Annotated in this window: 15 protein-coding genes and 1 riboswitch; of the genes, 14 read left to right on the top strand and 1 reads right to left on the bottom strand. The window is 37.5% G+C overall.

All coding sequences use genetic code 11. The features are described 5' to 3' along the window. Nucleotides 1-276 precede the first annotated feature (276 nt). The 5 genes from hpf (at nt 277) to BMX10_RS03710 (ending at nt 6,502) form a co-directional block, all read left to right on the top strand. On the top strand, nt 277-816 hold the full coding sequence (hpf, locus tag BMX10_RS03690; protein WP_090439526.1) for a ribosome hibernation-promoting factor, HPF/YfiA family: 540 nt from the start codon (nt 277-279) through the stop codon (nt 814-816). A 164-nt stretch (nt 817-980) separates the two neighbouring features. Next, the gene (locus tag BMX10_RS03695; RefSeq protein ID WP_090439529.1) at nt 981-1,634 is read left to right on the top strand and encodes a DUF5317 domain-containing protein; all 654 of its coding nucleotides are present in this window, start codon (nt 981-983) and stop codon (nt 1,632-1,634) included. A 169-nt stretch (nt 1,635-1,803) separates the two neighbouring features. Further along, complete coding sequence (gene secA / locus BMX10_RS03700) at nt 1,804-4,482, top strand: preprotein translocase subunit SecA (protein WP_090439532.1); 2,679 nt, start codon at nt 1,804-1,806, stop codon at nt 4,480-4,482. A gap of 15 nt (nt 4,483-4,497) precedes the next feature. After that, nucleotides 4,498-5,605, top strand: a protein-coding gene (gene prfB, locus BMX10_RS03705; protein ID WP_408633567.1) for a peptide chain release factor 2 whose coding sequence is annotated in 2 segments (ribosomal slippage) — nt 4,498-4,572 and nt 4,574-5,605 — 1,107 coding nt in all. Because the reading frame shifts where the segments join, the coding sequence is not laid out codon by codon here. A gap of 219 nt (nt 5,606-5,824) precedes the next feature. Then, nucleotides 5,825-6,502 carry a SurA N-terminal domain-containing protein gene (locus tag BMX10_RS03710; protein ID WP_170834667.1) on the top strand — a complete coding sequence of 226 codons (678 nt, stop codon included), beginning with the start codon at nt 5,825-5,827 and terminating at the stop codon, nt 6,500-6,502. 70 nt (nt 6,503-6,572) lie between these two features. Here the strand turns inward: BMX10_RS03710 and BMX10_RS03715 are convergent, their stop codons facing one another. Beyond that, nucleotides 6,573-7,019 (bottom strand): YaaR family protein, encoded by a 447-nt coding sequence (locus BMX10_RS03715; protein ID WP_090439539.1) that lies wholly within the window; start codon nt 7,017-7,019, stop codon nt 6,573-6,575. A 208-nt stretch (nt 7,020-7,227) separates the two neighbouring features. Here BMX10_RS03715 and BMX10_RS03720 point away from each other — a divergent pair, with 208 nt between their 5' ends. The 9 genes from BMX10_RS03720 (at nt 7,228) to BMX10_RS03760 (ending at nt 19,203) form a co-directional block, all read left to right on the top strand. Beyond that, nucleotides 7,228-9,909 carry a DUF6240 domain-containing protein gene (locus tag BMX10_RS03720; protein WP_090439542.1) on the top strand — a complete coding sequence of 894 codons (2,682 nt, stop codon included), beginning with the start codon at nt 7,228-7,230 and terminating at the stop codon, nt 9,907-9,909. 14 nt (nt 9,910-9,923) lie between these two features. After that, complete coding sequence (locus BMX10_RS03725; protein ID WP_090439546.1) at nt 9,924-10,214, top strand: EscU/YscU/HrcU family type III secretion system export apparatus switch protein; 291 nt, start codon at nt 9,924-9,926, stop codon at nt 10,212-10,214. Between the two features lie 169 nt (nt 10,215-10,383). Continuing rightward, on the top strand, nt 10,384-12,033 hold the full coding sequence (locus BMX10_RS18420) for a flagellin N-terminal helical domain-containing protein (RefSeq protein WP_090439549.1): 1,650 nt from the start codon (nt 10,384-10,386) through the stop codon (nt 12,031-12,033). Between the two features lie 150 nt (nt 12,034-12,183). Next, nucleotides 12,184-12,657: a flagellar export chaperone FliS gene (locus BMX10_RS03735; RefSeq protein ID WP_090439552.1), complete on the top strand. Its 474-nt coding sequence runs from the start codon at nt 12,184-12,186 to the stop codon at nt 12,655-12,657. Nucleotides 12,658-12,835: 178 nt separating this feature from the next. Continuing rightward, entirely contained in the window at nt 12,836-14,113 is a 1,278-nt protein-coding gene (locus BMX10_RS03740) for a chloride channel protein (protein WP_090439554.1), read from the top strand. A 109-nt stretch (nt 14,114-14,222) separates the two neighbouring features. Then, a complete protein-coding gene (locus BMX10_RS03745) occupies nt 14,223-16,376 on the top strand; it encodes a Tex family protein (RefSeq protein WP_090439557.1) in 2,154 nt (717 codons plus the stop codon). A gap of 22 nt (nt 16,377-16,398) precedes the next feature. Then, complete coding sequence (locus BMX10_RS03750; RefSeq protein ID WP_090439560.1) at nt 16,399-17,700, top strand: MFS transporter; 1,302 nt, start codon at nt 16,399-16,401, stop codon at nt 17,698-17,700. Between the two features lie 91 nt (nt 17,701-17,791). Beyond that, on the top strand, nt 17,792-18,283 hold the full coding sequence (locus tag BMX10_RS03755; protein ID WP_090439563.1) for a hypothetical protein: 492 nt from the start codon (nt 17,792-17,794) through the stop codon (nt 18,281-18,283). Nucleotides 18,284-18,345: 62 nt separating this feature from the next. Then, a riboswitch (FMN riboswitch) is annotated at nt 18,346-18,467 on the top strand. A gap of 118 nt (nt 18,468-18,585) precedes the next feature. Beyond that, nucleotides 18,586-19,203 (top strand): ECF transporter S component, encoded by a 618-nt coding sequence (locus BMX10_RS03760; RefSeq protein ID WP_090439566.1) that lies wholly within the window; start codon nt 18,586-18,588, stop codon nt 19,201-19,203. Nucleotides 19,204-19,261: the final 58 nt, after the last annotated feature.

The raw sequence follows: 19,261 nt of genomic DNA on the forward strand, positions 1-19,261 counted from the left end.
CCACAGGCATAGATGCTTTACATAATAAAAAGCTTCGAAATATACCGACTATTTTCAAGGGGAATTTCATATAATAACTTTAAAATAGACTAAATATTTTCAAAAAACAGAAAAGTGTTTCAGTTCAAGAGAAAATTTGATAAAATATAGTAAAGGAACATGTTTGACAAGCTATTGAAATGGGTAATATTAAGATAATCCAAAATAAATCATCGTTTATTCTTTTTAAGCTGATGAATCAGCTTAATATTATAGATAGGGAAAGGAGCTGGAGATATGAAGGTTATAGTAAGTGGAAAAAACCTTGAAGTAACCGAAGCCTTAAAGGAGACAGTAGAATCCAAAATCTCTAAGCTAGACAAATATTTTAATGAAGGAGCTGAAGCCCAAGCCACTTTAACAGTGGAAAAATCCAGACAGATTATTGAAGTCACCATACCTATTAATGGGACCATTCTGAGAGCGGAGGAATCTACCCATGATATGTACACATCTATTGACAAAGTAGTAGATAAATTAATACGACAGCTAAGTAAGCATAAAACTAAAATGGAAAGAAATCGTATTAATAACTATGAAACCATTAGGTTTGAAAATATCCAAATCTTTGAGGATGATAAGGAGGATTCAGAGCCTAAAATAGTCAAGACAAAAAGATTTGCATTAAAGCCTATGCATTCGGAAGAAGCAGTACTACAAATGGAATTGATAGGCCACAACTTCTTTGTATTTGCAAATGCAGAGACAGATGAAGTAAATGTTGTTTATAAAAGAAAGGATGGAAACTACGGTTTGATAGAACCGGAGTTTGATTAAATAGATAAGTAGTGGGGGGCAGTAGATTTTCAATCTACTGCCTAATTTTTTTAGGAAAAACTATAAATGGTATGGAAAAGACAAGGAAAAATTTGCAAACATGAAAAATTTTAAATATAATAGAAATCTTGCAGGAAAAAGCTATTCTTTATAGAAGATTAATAATGAGAAAAAAAGTAGAAAACTGTTACTTTTTGAAGGGTCGTGATGGTTTGATTTTAGAAGCGATTTTATTGGGCTTATTGGTAGGGAAAATGAGGGGTGGCAAATTAAAACGATTGACACCTTCTGTCTTAAGATTTTCTTGGATCATCTTTTTCGCATTTGCTCTACAGATAGGTATATCTATTATGAACTTTCTAGGACATCCCTTTTTTATTCAGCATAGAATGATGGCCTATGTAGTTTCTTATGTCCTTTTATTCTTATCTTTATTTCTTAATATGGACTTTAAATGCATGTGGTTTATTATGGTGGGAGCTATAGCAAATTTTGCAGCTATTATGCTAAACGGTGGCAGTATGCCGGTAGATTTAATGGTGTTGGAGAATTTAGGATTTGAGAATATGCTGAATTCTATTCAGCAGGGGGCATTGCCTCATTATATACCACTTGAAGAAGCAGGTGCCTATACCAGATATTTAGGCAAAAGCTTATCTATGCCGGACATCTATCCACTGAAACAGATTTTTAGCATAGGAGATCTCTTCATTTCTGCAGGTATATTCTTTTTAATACAAAATATGATGATTCCTTCTGTTTACAACAGGACATCAAAAATAATACGCTTTGACCATAAGGCAAAAGTTTTTAAATAGCTTAAAAGACTTGAAATCTCCTGAAATAGGGAGATTTTTTTCGTCTATTGTTTTAAAAAATGATAAATGATACAATAATATGATAGATAGACCCATGAAAATAGAACATAATAATAAATATTAAATCATTTTGTAAATCTTAGTACATATAAAACGGGGTGAAGGTAAATTGAAGAAGTTATTTGAAAAAGTTTTTGGCAGCTATAGTGAGAGAGAATTAAAAAAACTGGATAAGACCATTCAAAAAATAGAATCCTTAGAAGCAGCTTATTCCAAGTTAAGTGATGATGACCTAAAGGAAAAGACTTTTGAATTTAAAGAGAGAGTAAAAAAAGGGGAAACTCTGGATGATATACTTCCAGAGGCTTTTGCTACTGTAAGGGAAGCCTCTCTTAGAGTATTGGGAATGAAGCACTATAAGGTGCAGCTGTATGGAGGCATGGTATTGCATCAAGGCAGGATTGCTGAAATGAAGACAGGTGAAGGTAAAACTCTGATGGCTACACTGCCAGTATATCTTAATGCATTGGCAGGCAAAGGGGTGCATGTTGTCACCGTCAATGACTATTTGGCAAAGAGGGACCGGGAATGGATGGGTAAGCTATATAATTTCTTAGGGCTTTCTGTAGGGGTAATCCTTCATGGTTTAAACCAGCAGGAAAGAAAAGAGGCTTATAATAGCGATATCACCTATGGTACCAATAATGAGTTTGGATTTGATTACTTAAGAGACAACATGGTGATCTACAAGGACGATAGAGTCCAAAGAGAATTGAACTATGCCATTGTGGATGAGGTAGACAGTATTTTGGTAGATGAGGCTAGAACCCCTCTTATCATTTCTGGACAAGGGGAAAAATCTACGAAAATGTATTTTGTTGTGGATCACTTTGTACGAAGCTTGAAAAAAGAAGCAGATTATACCATAGATGAAAAGGCCAATTCAGTAACCCTAACAGAGGAAGGTGTAGAAAAGGCAGAAAAGGCCTTTGGCATAGAGAATCTTTCTGATGTATCCAACATGGAATTATCCCATCATATTAATCAGGCTCTCAAGGCACAGAATCTAATGAGAAGGGATAAGGAATATGTAGTCAAGGATGGAGAAGTGGTTATCGTAGATGACTTTACAGGACGACTGATGTTTGGACGTCGGTATAGCGATGGATTACATCAGGCAATAGAAGCAAAAGAGGGTCTAGAGATCCAAAGGGAGTCTAAGACCCTAGCGACGATTACCTTTCAAAACTATTTTAGAATGTATAGCAAGCTGTCGGGAATGACGGGTACAGCTAAAACAGAGGAAGAAGAATTTATTTCTATTTACAAAATGGATGTAGTGGAAATACCTACCAATAAGCCCGTGATTCGTGAAGATTATCCTGATGCTATATATCAAACAGAGAATGGTAAATTTCAAGCGTTAGCAAATGAGATACAAGAAAACCATCAAAAAGGGCAGCCTATCCTGGTGGGTACCATCTCTATAGAAAAATCAGAGGAACTATCCAAGCTATTGAAGCGACGAGGTGTATCACATGAAGTGTTAAATGCCAAGCACCATGAAAGAGAGGCAGAAATCGTAGCTCAGGCCGGTAGAAAGGGTGCTGTTACCATTGCCACCAATATGGCGGGAAGAGGTACTGACATTCTTTTAGGAGGAAATCCAGAATTCTTGGCAAAGCAGGAGTTAAAGCAAAAAGGGTATGATGATGAGATCATAGCAGAGGTTACTAACTTTGAAGAAACTGATGATGAAGAAATCCTGGCTGCTAAAAAGGAATATGAGAGACTCTTTGAAAAATATAAGGTAGAAACTGATAAAGAACATAAAGAGGTTATCGAAGCAGGGGGACTTCATATCATTGGTACTGAAAGACATGAATCCCGTAGGATTGATAATCAGTTAAGGGGACGTGCTGGACGTCAAGGAGATCCTGGTTCCAGTAGATTCTTTATTTCTCTGCAGGATGATTTAATGCGTCTCTTTGGTGGAGAGAGAATGCAAGGCTTTGTAGAAAAAATGGGGCTTGAAGAGGATGAGGCGATAGAGCATCAGCTGCTTTCAAGATCCATAGAAAATGCACAAAAAAAGGTGGAAGGTCGAAACTTTGGTATTCGTAAGCATGTATTACAATATGATGATGTTATGAATAAACAAAGAGAGGTCATTTATACAGAGCGTAAAAAGGTGCTGGCGGGAGAAAATATGCGGGATCATATCTTCAATATGCTTAGCAACATTATTGATGATGCCATCAGTATCTATACCGCTGATGCACAATACCCTGAAGATTGGGATTTAAAAGGCTTAGAAGATAATCTAACCAATATTTTCTTGCCGAAGGATGTCTTAACCTTTGACAATGTTGAGGATTTGACGTTAGAGACCTTAAAGGAACAAATATTGAATCTGGCAGAAAAGCTTTATCATGAAAAGGAAGAAGAGCTTACTGAAGAAAGAATGCGAGAAATAGAAAGAGTGGTACTATTACAGGTCATTGACACAAAATGGATGGATCACATCGATGCAATGGATCAATTGAGGCAAGGGATTGGCTTAAGAGCTATTGGTCAGGTAGACCCTGTGAGAGCGTATCAGGTGGAAGGCTATGATATGTTCCAGGAGATGATTAATAAGATTCAAGAGGATACAGTAAGATATCTCTTTAATATTGAAAAAGAAGTGAAGGTTCAAAGAAGAAAGGTTGCAGAGCCAGTAGCTGCTACCCATGGTGACGATGATGATACTAAAGGGAAGACAGTGGTAAAAAAAGAAGAAGCCGGTAGAAATGATCCATGTCCCTGTGGCAGCGGGAAAAAATATAAAAAATGCTGTGGAAAATAACAGAGGTGATAACAAGTGCTGAACTTAGATATATATAAACAGCAGCTGATAAAGCTAAAGGAAGAAATTGATGAAATGAGGGTGTCTCTTTGACATCGAAGGATTAACAAAGAAACTAGAGGAATATGAAGCCAAAATGGTGGAGGAAAGCTTTTGGAATAATCAACAGAAGGCGCAAGAGATTTTAAAGGACACTAAAAATATGAAGAACAAAATTGAAGCGCATCAGCAGTTGATTGCCCACCATGAGGATTTAGATACCATGATTACCTTTATTGAGGAGGGAGACAGCTCCTTTGAAAAGGATCTAGTAGAGGGCATCAAAAAACTAGAGCAGGATGTAGGGGATATGAAGATAGAAACCCTTTTAAGGGGAGAATATGATAAAAACAACTGTATTGTCTCTATACATGCTGGTACTGGAGGATTAGATGCACAGGATTGGGCAAAAATGCTGTGGCGAATGTATACTCGATGGGCAGAGGCAAAGGAATATAAGGTAACTGTATTGGATATGCTGCAGGACCCAGAAGCAGGGATAAAGAGTGTTACCCTGTTAATAGAAGGAAGCAATGCTTATGGATATCTGAAATCGGAAAAAGGAGTCCATCGTCTTGTAAGAATATCCCCCTTTGATTCCTCCGGCAAGAGACATACTTCTTTTGCTTCCATAGATGTTATGCCAGAAATGGATGAAGGCGTAGAGGTAGATATTAAGCCTACAGACTTAAAAATAGATACCTATAGAGCCAGCGGGGCTGGAGGACAGCATGTCAACAAAACAGATTCAGCAGTACGTATTACCCATTTACCTACGGGTATAGTAGTCCAGTGCCAAAATGAAAGATCACAGCATTTTAATAGAGAGGTTGCTATGAAGATGCTAAAGGCAAAGCTTCTCGACTTGAAGGAATTAGAACAAAAAGAAAAGATAGAGGATCTTCAAGGAGAATACAGTCAAATCGCATGGGGAAGTCAAATTCGCTCCTATGTATTTAATCCATATAACCTGGTAAAGGATCATCGTACCAATATAGAAGTAGGCAATATACAAGGGGTTATTGATGGAGACCTTGATATATTTATCAATGGCTATTTGAAAAGTAAAAGCTTGGGGCAATAAACTCCAAGCTTTATCCTTTTTAAGAAAGATTTAAGGTTTTGTTTATCTTAGCTTTATATCTTGCTGTTATAATAAAACAATGAGTATACAAGGTGTAAGAACACCTACTTTGACCAATGGGCTTTAAAATATAGGAAATCTATGTTATCATAGTAATTGTGAATTTTATAGGTCAATATAAATGGATAGGTTAATATAATAATGAAGGGAGTTTTTTATTTGTTACGTAAATTAGGTTTAATTTTACTAGTAGGAGTACTGGCTCTTTCTTTTGCAGCATGTACAGCAACAGAAGAAGCCCCAGGTGCATCAGAAACAAATCAAGGGGAAGTAGTGGCCCTAGTGAATAATCAAGAAATCTATAAAAGTGATTTTGACAGAGTTTTAGAGGGAATGAAATCTCAATATCTACAGTTTGGCATCGACTTTGACAGCGAAGATGCTAAGGAAATCTTAGTAGAGCTAGAAAAAGAAGCCATAAACAACCTAGTGAGACATGAAGTGCTTCTACAGGATGCCAAAGAAAAGGGATATGAAGCTCCTCAGGATGAGCTGGACTATGAAATAGAGAGAATCAAAGGGCAGTTTGAAAGTGAAGAAGAGTTTGAAAATGCTTTAGAAATAAACAATATCACCTTAGAGCAGCTAAAAAGAAATATAGGCAATGAGATGATTCTTGGTGAATATCTACAGCAGGAACTAGGGGAAGAGAGTGTAACAGAGGAAGAATTAAGAGAGCTTTATGAAGTATACAGTGAAATGATGGAAGACATTCCAGAATTTGAAGAAATCAGATATCAATTAATAGAAGAAATTCAGTATGAGAGATTCCAAGAAAAATTTGAAGTATATGTAGGAAAGCTGATGGAGGAAAATACTATAGAAATTCTACTATAGTTTTTCTCAAAAAAATACAAGCTCCCTTCTGGTAAGAACCAATCGGTTCAAATCAGAAGGGAGTTTTTTATTACATAAATATATCCAATAGCATACCTCGAATATCATCTAGTCTTTTTAAAACATTGATACCATCAACCTCTTGGTTCAAAAAATCCTTAGTCAAAGCCTCCAGCTCTCGATCTACACTTTTTACGATACAGTAGACGCGATGACGACCTCTACGGTCTAAAAAGTTTTGCTTAGAGAACTTGTGGGAGTTTTTTGTTGCAACATCTAAAAACTCGCGCACCAGCTGTTTATATTTTACCACTTCACTCAAATGCAGCTTTTCACCAATTTTTTCAGACTGGTCAACAATTTTTTTATAAAGACCCTCAAGATGTTCCCTTACATGCTGAGATTGAATGGTGTCAAACTTAGAAGCGAACTGGCTTGTCTTAGCTTCAACTTTTCTGTTTTGAGGCTCTAGGATATTCATCATGTCACTAGCGGATACAGCATCTATTCTACTCATAATCTATCCTCCGAATGTATACCAATAAGATTCTTTACTTATATTTTATACCAAAAATACGATTTTTTCTATGGTGAGTTTTCCACCTCAAATATATTATCGGCAAATTTTCCTATATTCTTAAGGAGGTTATTTTATCAAGGTCTTCATTAAAGAAATAGGAGATTTATGTCGATAAATTATGTAGAAGTCAAAAGGTGGTGGGATGATGAATAACAATATATTTGAAAAAATAGCTCTACGTATTCCACAACAGTTTTATGGAGGTCCTTCTACCTCCTTTAAAATTCGAGGGGTTTTGCTGGAAAAAAATGATCATGCTGTAAAGCTAAGCATTGGTGGAGAAAAAATCCTAGAGGCGGAGTTAAAGGAGCCTATTAAAGGTGAAGTAGGAGATTCTGTTGTTATTGATAAGAAAAATATTGTCAAATCCAAATTAGTTGAGGGAAAAAATCAAGCAGAGAATCCTTCAAAGAAGGAAGCTTTACCCGCCAGTCAGGAAATAAAAGAAGCCACAAAGGCATTAGAAAAATTTGGTATCAACACTACCAAAGAAAACCTTCAGCATTTTATTGCATCAAAGGGCAGTTTAGAAAAAATCATTGAGGGTTTAGATTATGAAACGGCTATTAAACTGATGGAAAAAAACATAGATATCTCAAAGGAATCTCTTCCTAGGTTAGCAGATATGCTGGAGGAGATAAAAAACCAGAGGGAAGGTTTTTCTTTATCGAAGCTTTTTAGTAGAAAAAAGAATATGACAACAGAGGAAGCAGAAAAAACAGCTTCTCGGCTTTATGGTAATAAAATGGGGAAGGACATTACAGATATCATTAAAGAGTTGCATAAAGCTGGTGTAGAAGTGACTAGAGGCACTGTCGAAAGGGTAAATGATGTCTTTGCCAAGCTAGAAAACCTTCAAAGCATTGAGGAAGATACTATTATCGATGCGCTAAAAAATAAAATTGAAAGCAGCATTGATTATCTATACAAGCTTAAAAATGCTGTTGTCAAAAGCACCATTGCTGCAGAAGAAAAAGTAAGCAACCTAGCCACAAAGGCCTATGGGGCTCTGAGCCTACATCCCGAGAGTATCAGTGAAAGAGATTTGCAAAGGATGGAGGAAGATATAAAGCAACTACTGGCTGCCTCTGATATGGAAGGTACAGAAGACAAGGTAAGGCTTGCAAAAGAATTAATAAAAAATGGACTAGAAGTAACGAAAGAAAACATTGAAAGGGTAGAAATGGTAAAGACTGCCTTAGGAGAACTAAACCGTTTATTAACACCACAGAGAGCCGCTGAGATGATGAAGGATGGTGTTATGATAGAGAAGGAAAATGTGGTTACCTTGGTACAATTAATTAAAGACGCCATGGCTAAAGAGGCTTTGGAAGGGAGTACTGAGATAATCGATAAGGAACTAGGGGAAGAAAAAGCCAATAGCATTGTAGACACTATAAAAAGTCTCCAAAAAATTGATGAAAAGCAATTATTACAGATGCTAAAGAAGGGTGCAGATTTTAAGCTAAGCAGCTTGGAATTCCTTGTAGCAAAGAATGCTACCAAAGAGATTTCATTGGAAGCCTTAGATGAGAATATGAGGAAAATCTACAGCCAGCATGTAAAAACACTGCAGGCCTTTCAACAGCTAGAGACTGTAAGCTTAAATACCATTGCCTTTCACATGAAAAATGCTAGACCCAATACACTGAACGGACTAATAACAAGTCATAGGATGGCGGAGAGTAGCGGCAAAATTATTGAGGACCCCCAAGAAGCCACAATAAAAAACCATATAATAAAAAACGCTGATATGCTTGGGGTTCAAGGAAGGGCAGCTGATATGGAGGCTGCAAGAGCCTTATTTAGAAATAGCATTGCATTAAACAAAGGAAATATGATGGGACTTTATGAGATGAATAGTCATATTGAAAATATCAGAAATAACCTTTCCTCTCATATAGTGAAGGATTTGGTTCAGAAGGGTGCTACTTTGGAGGATATGGAGATAGCAAAGCTTTCCTCTCAGATAGATGAAAGTCTTGAGAGAACTGATGGTAATAAAAAGATGGAAAATGCCAAGGAATTATTACAAAATATTGGCACCTTAGGTCAACAAAAGGAAGCAATTTTGACTTTGATGATGAAAAATGCTATTCCCATAGATTTAAAGGAAGTTCAGCATATGAATCTGTTTTTGTTAAACAAACAGCAGATTGCAGGAGAAACAGATAAAATACTAAAACTATTAGAAAATAGTAAAGAAAAAGATTTAAAGGATTTAGAAAAGAAGCTAAAGGGGTTTTTAAAGGAAACAACAGAAGCAATGAAGGCGGGCAGATATGATGCTGTAAAAACCTATCAGCAGCTATCAAAATGGCTAAAAGAGGTGGAGGGAAAGGCTCATTTGATGGAGGACACTACAAGAGAAGCTTTTCAAAGAAACAATGAGGGCTTGAAGGATTCCTTAGCCCTGCAGCAGCAGCTAAACAAAGAGGATACATTGCTGCAGCTGCCAATTATGATGGAGAACCAGGTAAAGAACCTACAAATTTATATTATGAATAAGAAAAAGGGAAGTCGAAGGGTGGACCCTAACGATATGTCCATCTTATTAAATTTTGATACCAATAACATGGGAAACATTAACATATACACTGCAGTACAGTATAAAAATGTTGGAATGAAAATAGGGGTAAAAAGTCAGGAGGATAAAAACCTTTTTGAGGCAAAACGAAATCAAATTGAAGGCTTGCTCAAAGAACTAGGCTATGAATTAAAGGAGATGTCCTTTAAGGTAGAGGAAGAAATACATCTTTTTTCTACAACAGAGGAAATAGATCCTTCCTACAAGCCGGCAAAAAGCTTCCTAGACATTAAAATTTAAAGGTGTGTGTGTGAATGAAGGAAGAAAAAAGAAGGAAACAGGCAGTGGCCCTAAAGTATGATCTAGAAAAGGATGCAGCACCTATAATCACTGCAGCTGGTGAAGGGTATGTTGCGGAAGAAATACTGGCAAGGGCAGAGGAAAATCAGGTCTCCATACATCAAGATGAAAGGCTGGTAAAGGAATTGATTCAATTTAAGGTAGGAACAGAAATACCTCAGGAGCTATATGATGTGGTGGCACAAATCCTAGTATTCGTAGAAACGGTAGATAAAGAGAAAACTTTAAAGGGGAAGGACACCTAGGGATAGGTCAATAAAATCTGCCAAAAGTCTTAGGGGAATACAGAGAAATATTAAAGAAAAAGTATGATTACGTCGATAAAGGTAATGTAGACCTTTTATAAGAACAGTCTAAAATATTTTAATTATAGAGTAGTATTGAAATCAACTGACTAAAGGGAGGAAAAGTAGAATGAGAATTAATCATAATATTCCTGCATTAAATGCCCACAGATTATTAAATGTCAACAATGGGAACTCCGCTAAAGTACTAGAACGACTTTCTTCTGGCAAGAGGATTAATAAAGCGGCAGATGATGCAGCAGGAATGGCGATATCTGAAAAAATGAAGGCGCAGGTGAGGGGATTAAGAAAGGCTTCACAAAACACCCTAGATGGTATCTCATTGATTCAGACAGCAGAGGGAGCCATGAATGAAGTTCACTCCATGCTGCAAAGAATGAGGGAGCTAGCGGTACAAGCAGCCAATGGAACCACCACCGATGAAGATAGAAAATCCATTCAAGATGAAATCAATCAGTTAACTTCTGAGGTCAATAGAATTGCTAATGGTACTGAGTTTAATACGAGAAAGATTTTGCAGGGTAACGATGGACCAAATTCTAACACCACTGTACACAAAATGTCTACTGGTACATCTGCACAAATATTAGGAGTAGCATTTGCTAATGATGCAGCAGTTTCAGGCTTGGGGTCTTTGACTTCTGAAAGTCTTTCTATATGGATTGATGGAGAAGAAAGAGTTGTAAATCTTAATAAACTAGACGGCACTACCAATAATTCAACCAAAGATAATTTATTAGAGGCATTAAACAATGCCATGGGGAATCTAGGAAAAGCCATTTTTACAGATGGGGATATTCTTGAAATAAAAGCCAATTCTATTGGTGGAACTAGTGAATTAATAATAACAGGTACCGACAGAATTCTAGGAAAACTGTTTGATGCTACTTATGTAGAACCAGGTCCAACAGATCCAGCCTATGTCTTTTCTGGTGATCTTACAGTAAGAGGTGAGGCTGAAAAGGATTTAGGAAATGCCGTTGGTAGTTTTTATTTCAACAAAATGCCGGAAATAGGTTCTACCTTAACCATTGGTAAAGAAAAGGTGGAATTTTATGATAGCAGTGTTGGACCCTATACTGGTTCCAATAGGCCAATAAATATTCACAATAAAAGTATAGAAGATATTGTTAAAGAGATTTCTAACCTTGGCTTTGATGGAGTAAAAATGCAAGTTGACTCGGGTGTATCTACGCGACTTCTAGTAGAGGCTAACGCTCCTGGTTTTACAGGTCAGGCTATATTCTTAGAGGGAACGCCGGAAGAGTTTGTTACCAATCTACAAATCGGTCCAAATCAAGGACAAGGCTTTAGACTAGTGATCGGAGATATACGGGCAAAGGAGCTAGGTATCAGCTCTACCACCCCAGATGGCAATACAGGTGTAAAAGGAGCCGCTTTTAGAAATGTTATAGAAGTAACAGATGGACTGTCTGAGGGAACCATTGAATATGCATTGGATTTATCTACAGAAGCTAGAGCTACTGCTGCTATCACAGTCTATGACAATGCCATTGTAAAGCTGGCTGGAATCAGAGGCTCTTTAGGAGCTACCCAAAATCGACTGGAATATACTGCAGCCAACCTAGACAACACAACAGAGAACTTAACTGCAGCATTATCCAGAATCGAAGATGCTGATATGGCTTTAGAAATGTCAGAATTTACGAAGCTTAACATATTAACCCAATCAGGTGTGGCTATGCTGGCACAGGCAAACCAAAGACCACAGTCTATTTTACAGCTATTAGGAAGCTAATAAAAAAGGAAAATGAAAAGTGAAAAGTGAAAAGTGAAATCAAAATTAATTTTTGGTTTCGCCGAAGGCGTTAGGTCCTAAATTTAGATTTTACATTTTTCATTTTAAATTTTAAATTCCGCCGAAGGCGGCAATGGGAGTGAATGATTGATGATAGAAAAAGAATACCTTGCCAATCGTGTTGCTAACGCCAACAATACAGAGCTAGTGATGATTGTATATGAAGGCTTGATAGATACATTAGAGGATAGTATAGATTACATAAATGTAGGAGCTGACAAAAAGCTAAATACTTCCCTACAAAAATGTCGAGAAATACTAGCAGAGCTTCTTTCCACCCTGCAGGGGGATTCTGAGGTTGCCAGTAATCTTAGAAGCATATATATCTATGTTAACAGATTGATCACAGAAGCTGAAAACAATAAGGATATTGAAAAGCTAAAGCTGGCAATTAAAGTAATCAATCCCATCTATGAGGGCTGGAAGGAGTTAAGTGAAAAAGAAAGCAAAGAACCAAATGCTCCAGCTTCTGATGGACCCAAAATCGTAGCCGGTATGACCTATGGCAAAGGGCAATTAAATGACTATGTCATAGATGATGAAAAGGAATGGCAAAAAGGATAAAAAGAGATTAAAACTCAGCATCTTTATGTATTGCACTATACATTAAGGTGGCTGAGTTTTCTTTTGCTTAAAATCACAAGATTTTTTAATGGCCTTGATTTTGTATCATAATATTAGCCACGGATAGCAACACTAAATACCAATAGAAAATATTATGGGTATAAGGAGCTATCGCAAAATGTCAAAATTATTTCAATACATTGGAGCCTATATGACCAAATGGTTAGCTATAGCCACCCTTATGGGAATGGGAGGCGGCCTTTCGGCTGTTGCTTTAAATCTCTCTATCCAATACGTAACAGAAAGGAGCTATTTTCTTCCTTTATGGATTGCCCCCATGATTGGAGGCTTATTGGTTTCTATTTTATACCTATGGGATCGAAGACCGGCTGGTTTTGGTACAGATAAATATATAGATGCAGTAAATAATAGAAAATCCTTATCCTTTAAGGTTTTCTTAACAAAGCTAGCAGCAACAGCCATCACCATTGGTTTGAGAGGCAGCGGTGGAGTAGAAGGACCAATGCTGGTAATGGGTGGAAGCCTAGCAGACGGCATATCAAAAATTAGAAAAGCAAGAATATATCTTACAGAGGAGGATCAAAGAATCCTCACCATTTGTGGCGCTGCAGGAGCTATAGGGGCTATATTTAGATCTCCCGTGGGAGGAGGGATTTTTGTAGTAGAAATATTATATCGTTCCTCCTTACATTATGGCGACCTTTTTCCTGCCATGCTTTCTTCTACTATGGGATTTGTTATCTACAGCATGCTGGCCAATGCCAACCCTTTATTTACTATACCCGACTACTTGCCCAATGTTTTAAATGTACCTTCTTTTGTACTAGCAGGAATAGTTGCAGGAATTGCCTCTATAGTATTCATGACAGTCTTTAGACATACACAAGAATTTTTCAAGAAAATCCCCTATTATAAGCTGCACCCTATGATGGGGGGAGTCGCAACTGGGTTCATCCTGTTATTTCTACCGGATGTGGCTGGAACTGGAACAAGTGTTATTCAGGAAATGATATACAAGGTTTTCCCTATAGGGATACTGGTCTTATTAGTGATTGGAAAAATACTAGCAACCTCCTTTACCGTTGCTTCTGGAGGAAGTGGAGGCTTAGTAATACCAGCTCTTTTTATTGGGGCAGCAAGCGGCAATGTCATGGCGGCTTTAGTTGCTAATGGGGATAGTGGTTTATATGCCTCCTTAGTAATCACAGGGATGGCTGCCTCCCTTGCCAGCATAGCAAATGTACCTATTGCTGCTGCCATTATGCTGGTGGAAATGGTGGGGCTGAGGCTTGGTGTACCCGCCACCCTAGGCAGTATTATTGGCTATGCAATCGGTCACAGCCAGGTTATCTATGGTGTTACCTCCCCTGATCATTGGCAATTTAAAGAAATGATAGCATGGAGAAAAAATGATATTAATAAAAAAGGTCATTAGATTATGGTATAATAGCCTTATGAATATATAGGTGTATATCTTTAGATAGTGATTATTACATATATACAGCCACATCTAAAGGAACATCTATCACTAAGGAGGCAAAGAAATGAATATTGTTAAACAATTAGTACAGGAATTTCAACTAAAGGAATTTCAGGTAACCAATACCATTGAATTGATAGAGGAGGGAAATACGATTCCCTTTATTGCCCGCTATCGTAAAGAACGGACAGGAGAGCTAAGTGATACAGTTTTAAGGGAACTGGCGGAACGATTAACCTACCTAAAAAATCTTCAGGAGAGAAAGGAAGAAATAACTCGCCTCATTGGAGAGCAGGAAAAGCTAACTCCAGAAATACAAGAAAAAATAAAAGGGGCAAAAACGCTGCAGGAGGTAGAGGATATCTACCGACCCTTTAGGCCAAAAAGAAGAACCAGAGCTACCATTGCAAAGGAAAAAGGCTTGGAGCCTTTAGCAGTTATTTTATATGCCCAGGAGATAAAGGAAGGGGATATAGAGAAAATAGCTGCGGAGTATATTGATGCTGAAAAGGAAGTACATACTACACAGGAAGCCTTAGCTGGAGCTATGGATATCATTGCAGAAATGATTTCCGATGATGCAGATGACCGTAAAGCCATAAGAGATATTACCTATAAGGAAGGAATCATGCTTTCAAAAGCCACAGAGGCAGAAAAGGATTCCGTTTATGAAATGTACTATGATTATAAGGAAAAGGTGAATACAGCTGCAGAACATAGAATACTAGCCATGAATCGCGGAGAGAAGGAAGGCTTTCTAAAGGTAAAGGTAGACATAGAAGAAGATAAGATTCTTCATTATCTTAAGAAAAAAGGCTTGAAGCCAGAGGATAATATCACTACTACCTACGTAGAAACTGCCATTGAGGACGCATATAAACGGTTGATTGCTCCCTCCATTGAAAGAGAAATTCGCGCAATGCTGACAGAAAAGGCAGAGGAAAAGGCCATCAAGGTTTTTGGAGAAAATCTAAAAAGACTTTTACTACAACCCCCTGTAAAGGATAAGGTAGTGATGGGGTTTGATCCCGCCTATCGTACCGGCTGCAAAATTGCCGTGGTGGATGGCACTGGAAAACTATTGGACACTATGACCATTTATCCCACTGCTCCACAGCATGATGTAGAGGGCAGCAAGAAAAAATTAAAGGACTGGATAGAAAAATATGAAATAGATATTGTTGCTATAGGTAATGGGACAGCATCAAGAGAATCAGAACTAATTATAGCTGAGCTGCTAAAGGAAGTGGATAGAAAGGTCTATTATATGATTGTAAGCGAAGCCGGGGCCTCTGTTTATTCCGCATCGGACTTAGCTTCTAAGGAGTATCCGGATATCAACGTATCCTTAAGGGGTGCCATCTCCATAGCAAGAAGATTGCAGGATCCATTAGCAGAACTAGTAAAGATTGATCCTAAGCATGTAGGCGTAGGGCAATATCAGCATGATGTAAACCAAAAGCGTTTGGACGAAACCCTAAAGGGTGTAGTAGAAGATTGTGTAAATAGTGTGGGGGTAGATTTAAATACAGCCTCAGCTTCCCTATTGCAGTATATTGCAGGCATCAGTAAAGCAGTGGCAGATAATATCGTAAAATATAGGGAAGAAAATGGAAGATTTATCGATAGAAAGCAGTTAAACAAAGTAAAACGCTTGGGACCAGCAGCCTTTCAACAGGCGGCAGGATTTTTAAGGATAGCCAATGGGAAAAATCCGTTAGATAATACAGGGGTACATCCTGAGTCCTATGATGCTACAGAAAAGCTGATAAAGCTACTAGCCTATGATTTAACAGAGATGAAGGAAAAGGCTTTTAGAGATATAGAAGAAAGAATGAAGCATGAGAAGGAAGAAACTGTGTCTCAACAATTAGATATAGGGATTCCTACATTGAGAGATATTGTAAAGGAGCTTAAAAAGCCTGGGAGAGATCCAAGGGAGGAACTTCCAAAGCCTATCTTTAGAACAGATGTACTGAAGATGGAGGATTTAAAGGTGGATATGATTCTTACAGGAACCGTGAGAAATGTACTGGATTTTGGTGCTTTTGTAGACATAGGAGTAAAAAGTGATGGGTTGGTGCATATTTCTGAGTTAAGTGACAAATTTGTAAAAAATCCTATGGATGTGGTGGCGCTAGGAGATATTGTTACAGTAAAAATAATTGGCGTGGATGTCAACAAAGGAAGAATCTCTTTATCTATGAAGGGAGTCTAAAAGACAATAAAGGAGGAGCATCATGAATCAATCACAAGAAATTCAAAAACTAAAAACCTATCGATGGCTTATATGGGGAGTACTGGTTTTATCTTATATTATCGTATTTTTCCATAGACTGGCATTAGGTGTAGTGCGGGAGGATCTGGTTGCCACCTTTGGTATCACTGGAACCACCTTTGCAAACCTAGGGTCTACCTACTTTTATGCCTATATGGTAATGCAAATTCCATCAGGAATTTTAGCTGATTCACTAGGTGCCAGAAAAACAGTAACCATTGGCACCTTATTGGCAGGAATAGGGTCTATCGTCTTTGGTTACGCCCCTTCTATTGCTATGGCTTTTTTGGGGAGACTTTTAGTAGGTATTGGTGTATCAGTGGCTTTTATTGCAATACTAAAGGTACAATCCCAATGGTTTTTTGAAAGGGAGTTTGCTACTATGTCAGGGATTACCTCCTTTGTTGGAAATCTAGGAGGGATTTTTGCTCAAACTCCTCTGGCTATCATGGTGGCATACTTCACCTGGAGAAGCACCTTTGCCGCCATAGGAGTCATTAGCATAGTCATTGCCATCTTATGCTATGTTTTTGTTAAGAACTCACCTAGCGATATGGGTTTACCAACCATAGAGAGTATTGAAGGGAAAGAGAAAAAAGCAATGAAAACACCGCCCTTAGGTGAAGGGCTAAAGGAAGCCCTTTTAAACTGGAAAACTTGGCCATCCTTCTTTGTCTTTGCAGGATTTTTTGGGGCCTTCGTTTCTCTAACGGGCACATGGGGGATTAGCTATTTAGTAGAGGTATATGAGATAACTCGTCAGGCTGCCACCAACTATACCACAGTAGCAGTATTAGGCTTGGCAATAGGTGGTATTGTTGTGGGTAAGTTTTCTGATGCTATACAAAGCAGAAAAAAACCTATGCTGATTTTTGGTAGTATTTATGTCATTACATGGGCTATTCTAGTTTTTGTTAACGGAGGAAAGCCTCCAATAGGGATCTTATATCCCCTCTTTTTTATCATGGGAATTACCTGTCCAATCTTTGTATTGGGCTGGGCCTGTAGTAAGGAAGTAAACCATCCTGGGCTTGCCGGCATTTCCACCTCGATTGTAAATATTGGGGGTTTTTTTGGGGGAGCAGTACTACCGCCTTTGTTAGGAAGGGTTTTTGATAATTATGGAGAAGTATTAAGTGTAACTGCATTATATCAAAAAGCTTTTATGTATTGCTTTATTGCCTCCGTAGTAGGATTTTTATTTGTTTTTCTAGTCAAGGAAACCCACTGTAGAAATATATATAGAGAAAATACCCAAGAATAATAAAAAATAGAGAGAAATTCTATGAAACCATTTAGAGGATATTACGTCTAATTTTTTGATGAGGAAAATCAGGGGAAAAGGGAGTTTTATAATGGATACTATGCCTATAAAAGTTGTGATCCTCAACGCTATGCCAGAAGCAATGCTGTTGATATACTTAGGGTTGGTTTTGATTGGCATAAAACCTAGTAAAAAGAGGGTTTTTATTGCAGGGATTATTCAGGGGATTGCTTGTTTTTATATAAGAAAGCATTTTGATTTTGGGCCCCATTTACTGCTACAATATGTGTCCCTTGCTGTAATCACTTGGGCTATCGTAAAGGCACCATTTTTTGCTGTCCTTATCAGCACAGCCATAGCAATAACTATGGCTATATTGCTGGAGAGTACAACCACTATCTTTATAACCAATATAACAGAGATCACCATGGCAGAGGTGATGTCGAGAGGTTTTTTGAGGATAATAGTGTCTATGCCTTATCTACTTATTTTAATAATTTTAGCCTATGTAGTTACAAGACATAAATTTACATTAGAGCAGGAAATTAAGATATTGAGCAAACTAAATCAAAAGGTAAAATAATGAAATAATTATTTGCAAAAAGATAAAAAAAAGGTTATAATAAGTTTAAGAAAACTGCATAGTTTTTTCTTCAGGGCAGGGTGAAATTCCCGACCGGCGGTTATAGTCCGCGACTCGACATTAAGTCGACTGAGCTGGTGAAATTCCAGCACCGACAGTAAAGTCTGGATGGGAGAAGATGTGAAATCATTTTTTGTTGCATTTATACGCCTGAAGATATATTATTCAGGCGTTTTATTATTTCACAGCACTAATTCTTCCCAATAATTATTTTCATTATAATATTTAGGGAGGTTTTCATGATGGAAAACACGTACAAATCATTAAGTTTAAAAAAAGCAAAGGTATTTACCACAAGTAATCTTGTGAAAATGTCAATCTTAGGAGTAATCTCCTATGTACTGATGTTTATTCATTTTCCGCTGCCTATGTTCCCTGTATTTTTAAAGATTGATGTAGCGGATGTACCTGCATTGATAGGGGGATTTGCTTTAGGTCCTGTAGCAGGAATGCTGATTCAGTTAATCAAAAACTTTTTACACTTAGTCACCAAGACCTCTACCGGTGGGGTAGGAGAATTATCCAACTTTATCGTAGGTACCGCCTATGTTGTACCAGCAGCCATGATTTATCATATGAAGAAGGATAGAACCCACGCAATCATTGGTGTAATGGTGGGAACTGTAGTGATGGCTCTAGCAGGTGCGCTATCTAACTATTATTTAATCATTCCTTTTTACTCAAATTTTATGCCAATAGATGCCATTGTGCAAACGGGAACAGTGATTAACAGTAGGATTGTAGATGTAAAAACCTTGGTTATCTATGGAATAACGCCATTCAATATTTTTAAAGGACTCTTAATTGCTTTTGTGACATTACTTATCTACAAAAAAATATCTCCAATCATAAAGAAATAATAGACTTCTAAAACCTAGTAACCACACGTATGTGCCTATACGTTGTGGTTACTGTTTT

The organism is Natronincola peptidivorans (assembly GCF_900111615.1).
Lineage (GTDB): Bacteria > Bacillota > Clostridia > Peptostreptococcales > Natronincolaceae > Natronincola_A > Natronincola_A peptidivorans.

What these genes read in the sequence shown, in the direction of transcription:
- hpf (WP_090439526.1), top strand. Translation starts at nt 277, where the DNA reads ATGAAGGTTATAGTAAGTGGAAAAAACCTTGAAGTAACCGAAGCCTTA.
- BMX10_RS03695 (WP_090439529.1), top strand. Translation starts at nt 981, where the DNA reads ATGAGAAAAAAAGTAGAAAACTGTTACTTTTTGAAGGGTCGTGATGGT.
- BMX10_RS03715 (WP_090439539.1), bottom strand. Translation starts at nt 7,019, where the DNA reads ATGAGTAGAATAGATGCTGTATCCGCTAGTGACATGATGAATATCCTA.
- BMX10_RS03720 (WP_090439542.1), top strand. Translation starts at nt 7,228, where the DNA reads ATGAATAACAATATATTTGAAAAAATAGCTCTACGTATTCCACAACAG.
- BMX10_RS03725 (WP_090439546.1), top strand. Translation starts at nt 9,924, where the DNA reads ATGAAGGAAGAAAAAAGAAGGAAACAGGCAGTGGCCCTAAAGTATGAT.
- BMX10_RS18420 (WP_090439549.1), top strand. Translation starts at nt 10,384, where the DNA reads ATGAGAATTAATCATAATATTCCTGCATTAAATGCCCACAGATTATTA.
- BMX10_RS03735 (WP_090439552.1), top strand. Translation starts at nt 12,184, where the DNA reads ATGATAGAAAAAGAATACCTTGCCAATCGTGTTGCTAACGCCAACAAT.
- BMX10_RS03740 (WP_090439554.1), top strand. Translation starts at nt 12,836, where the DNA reads ATGTCAAAATTATTTCAATACATTGGAGCCTATATGACCAAATGGTTA.
- BMX10_RS03745 (WP_090439557.1), top strand. Translation starts at nt 14,223, where the DNA reads ATGAATATTGTTAAACAATTAGTACAGGAATTTCAACTAAAGGAATTT.
- BMX10_RS03750 (WP_090439560.1), top strand. Translation starts at nt 16,399, where the DNA reads ATGAATCAATCACAAGAAATTCAAAAACTAAAAACCTATCGATGGCTT.
- BMX10_RS03755 (WP_090439563.1), top strand. Translation starts at nt 17,792, where the DNA reads ATGGATACTATGCCTATAAAAGTTGTGATCCTCAACGCTATGCCAGAA.
- BMX10_RS03760 (WP_090439566.1), top strand. Translation starts at nt 18,586, where the DNA reads ATGGAAAACACGTACAAATCATTAAGTTTAAAAAAAGCAAAGGTATTT.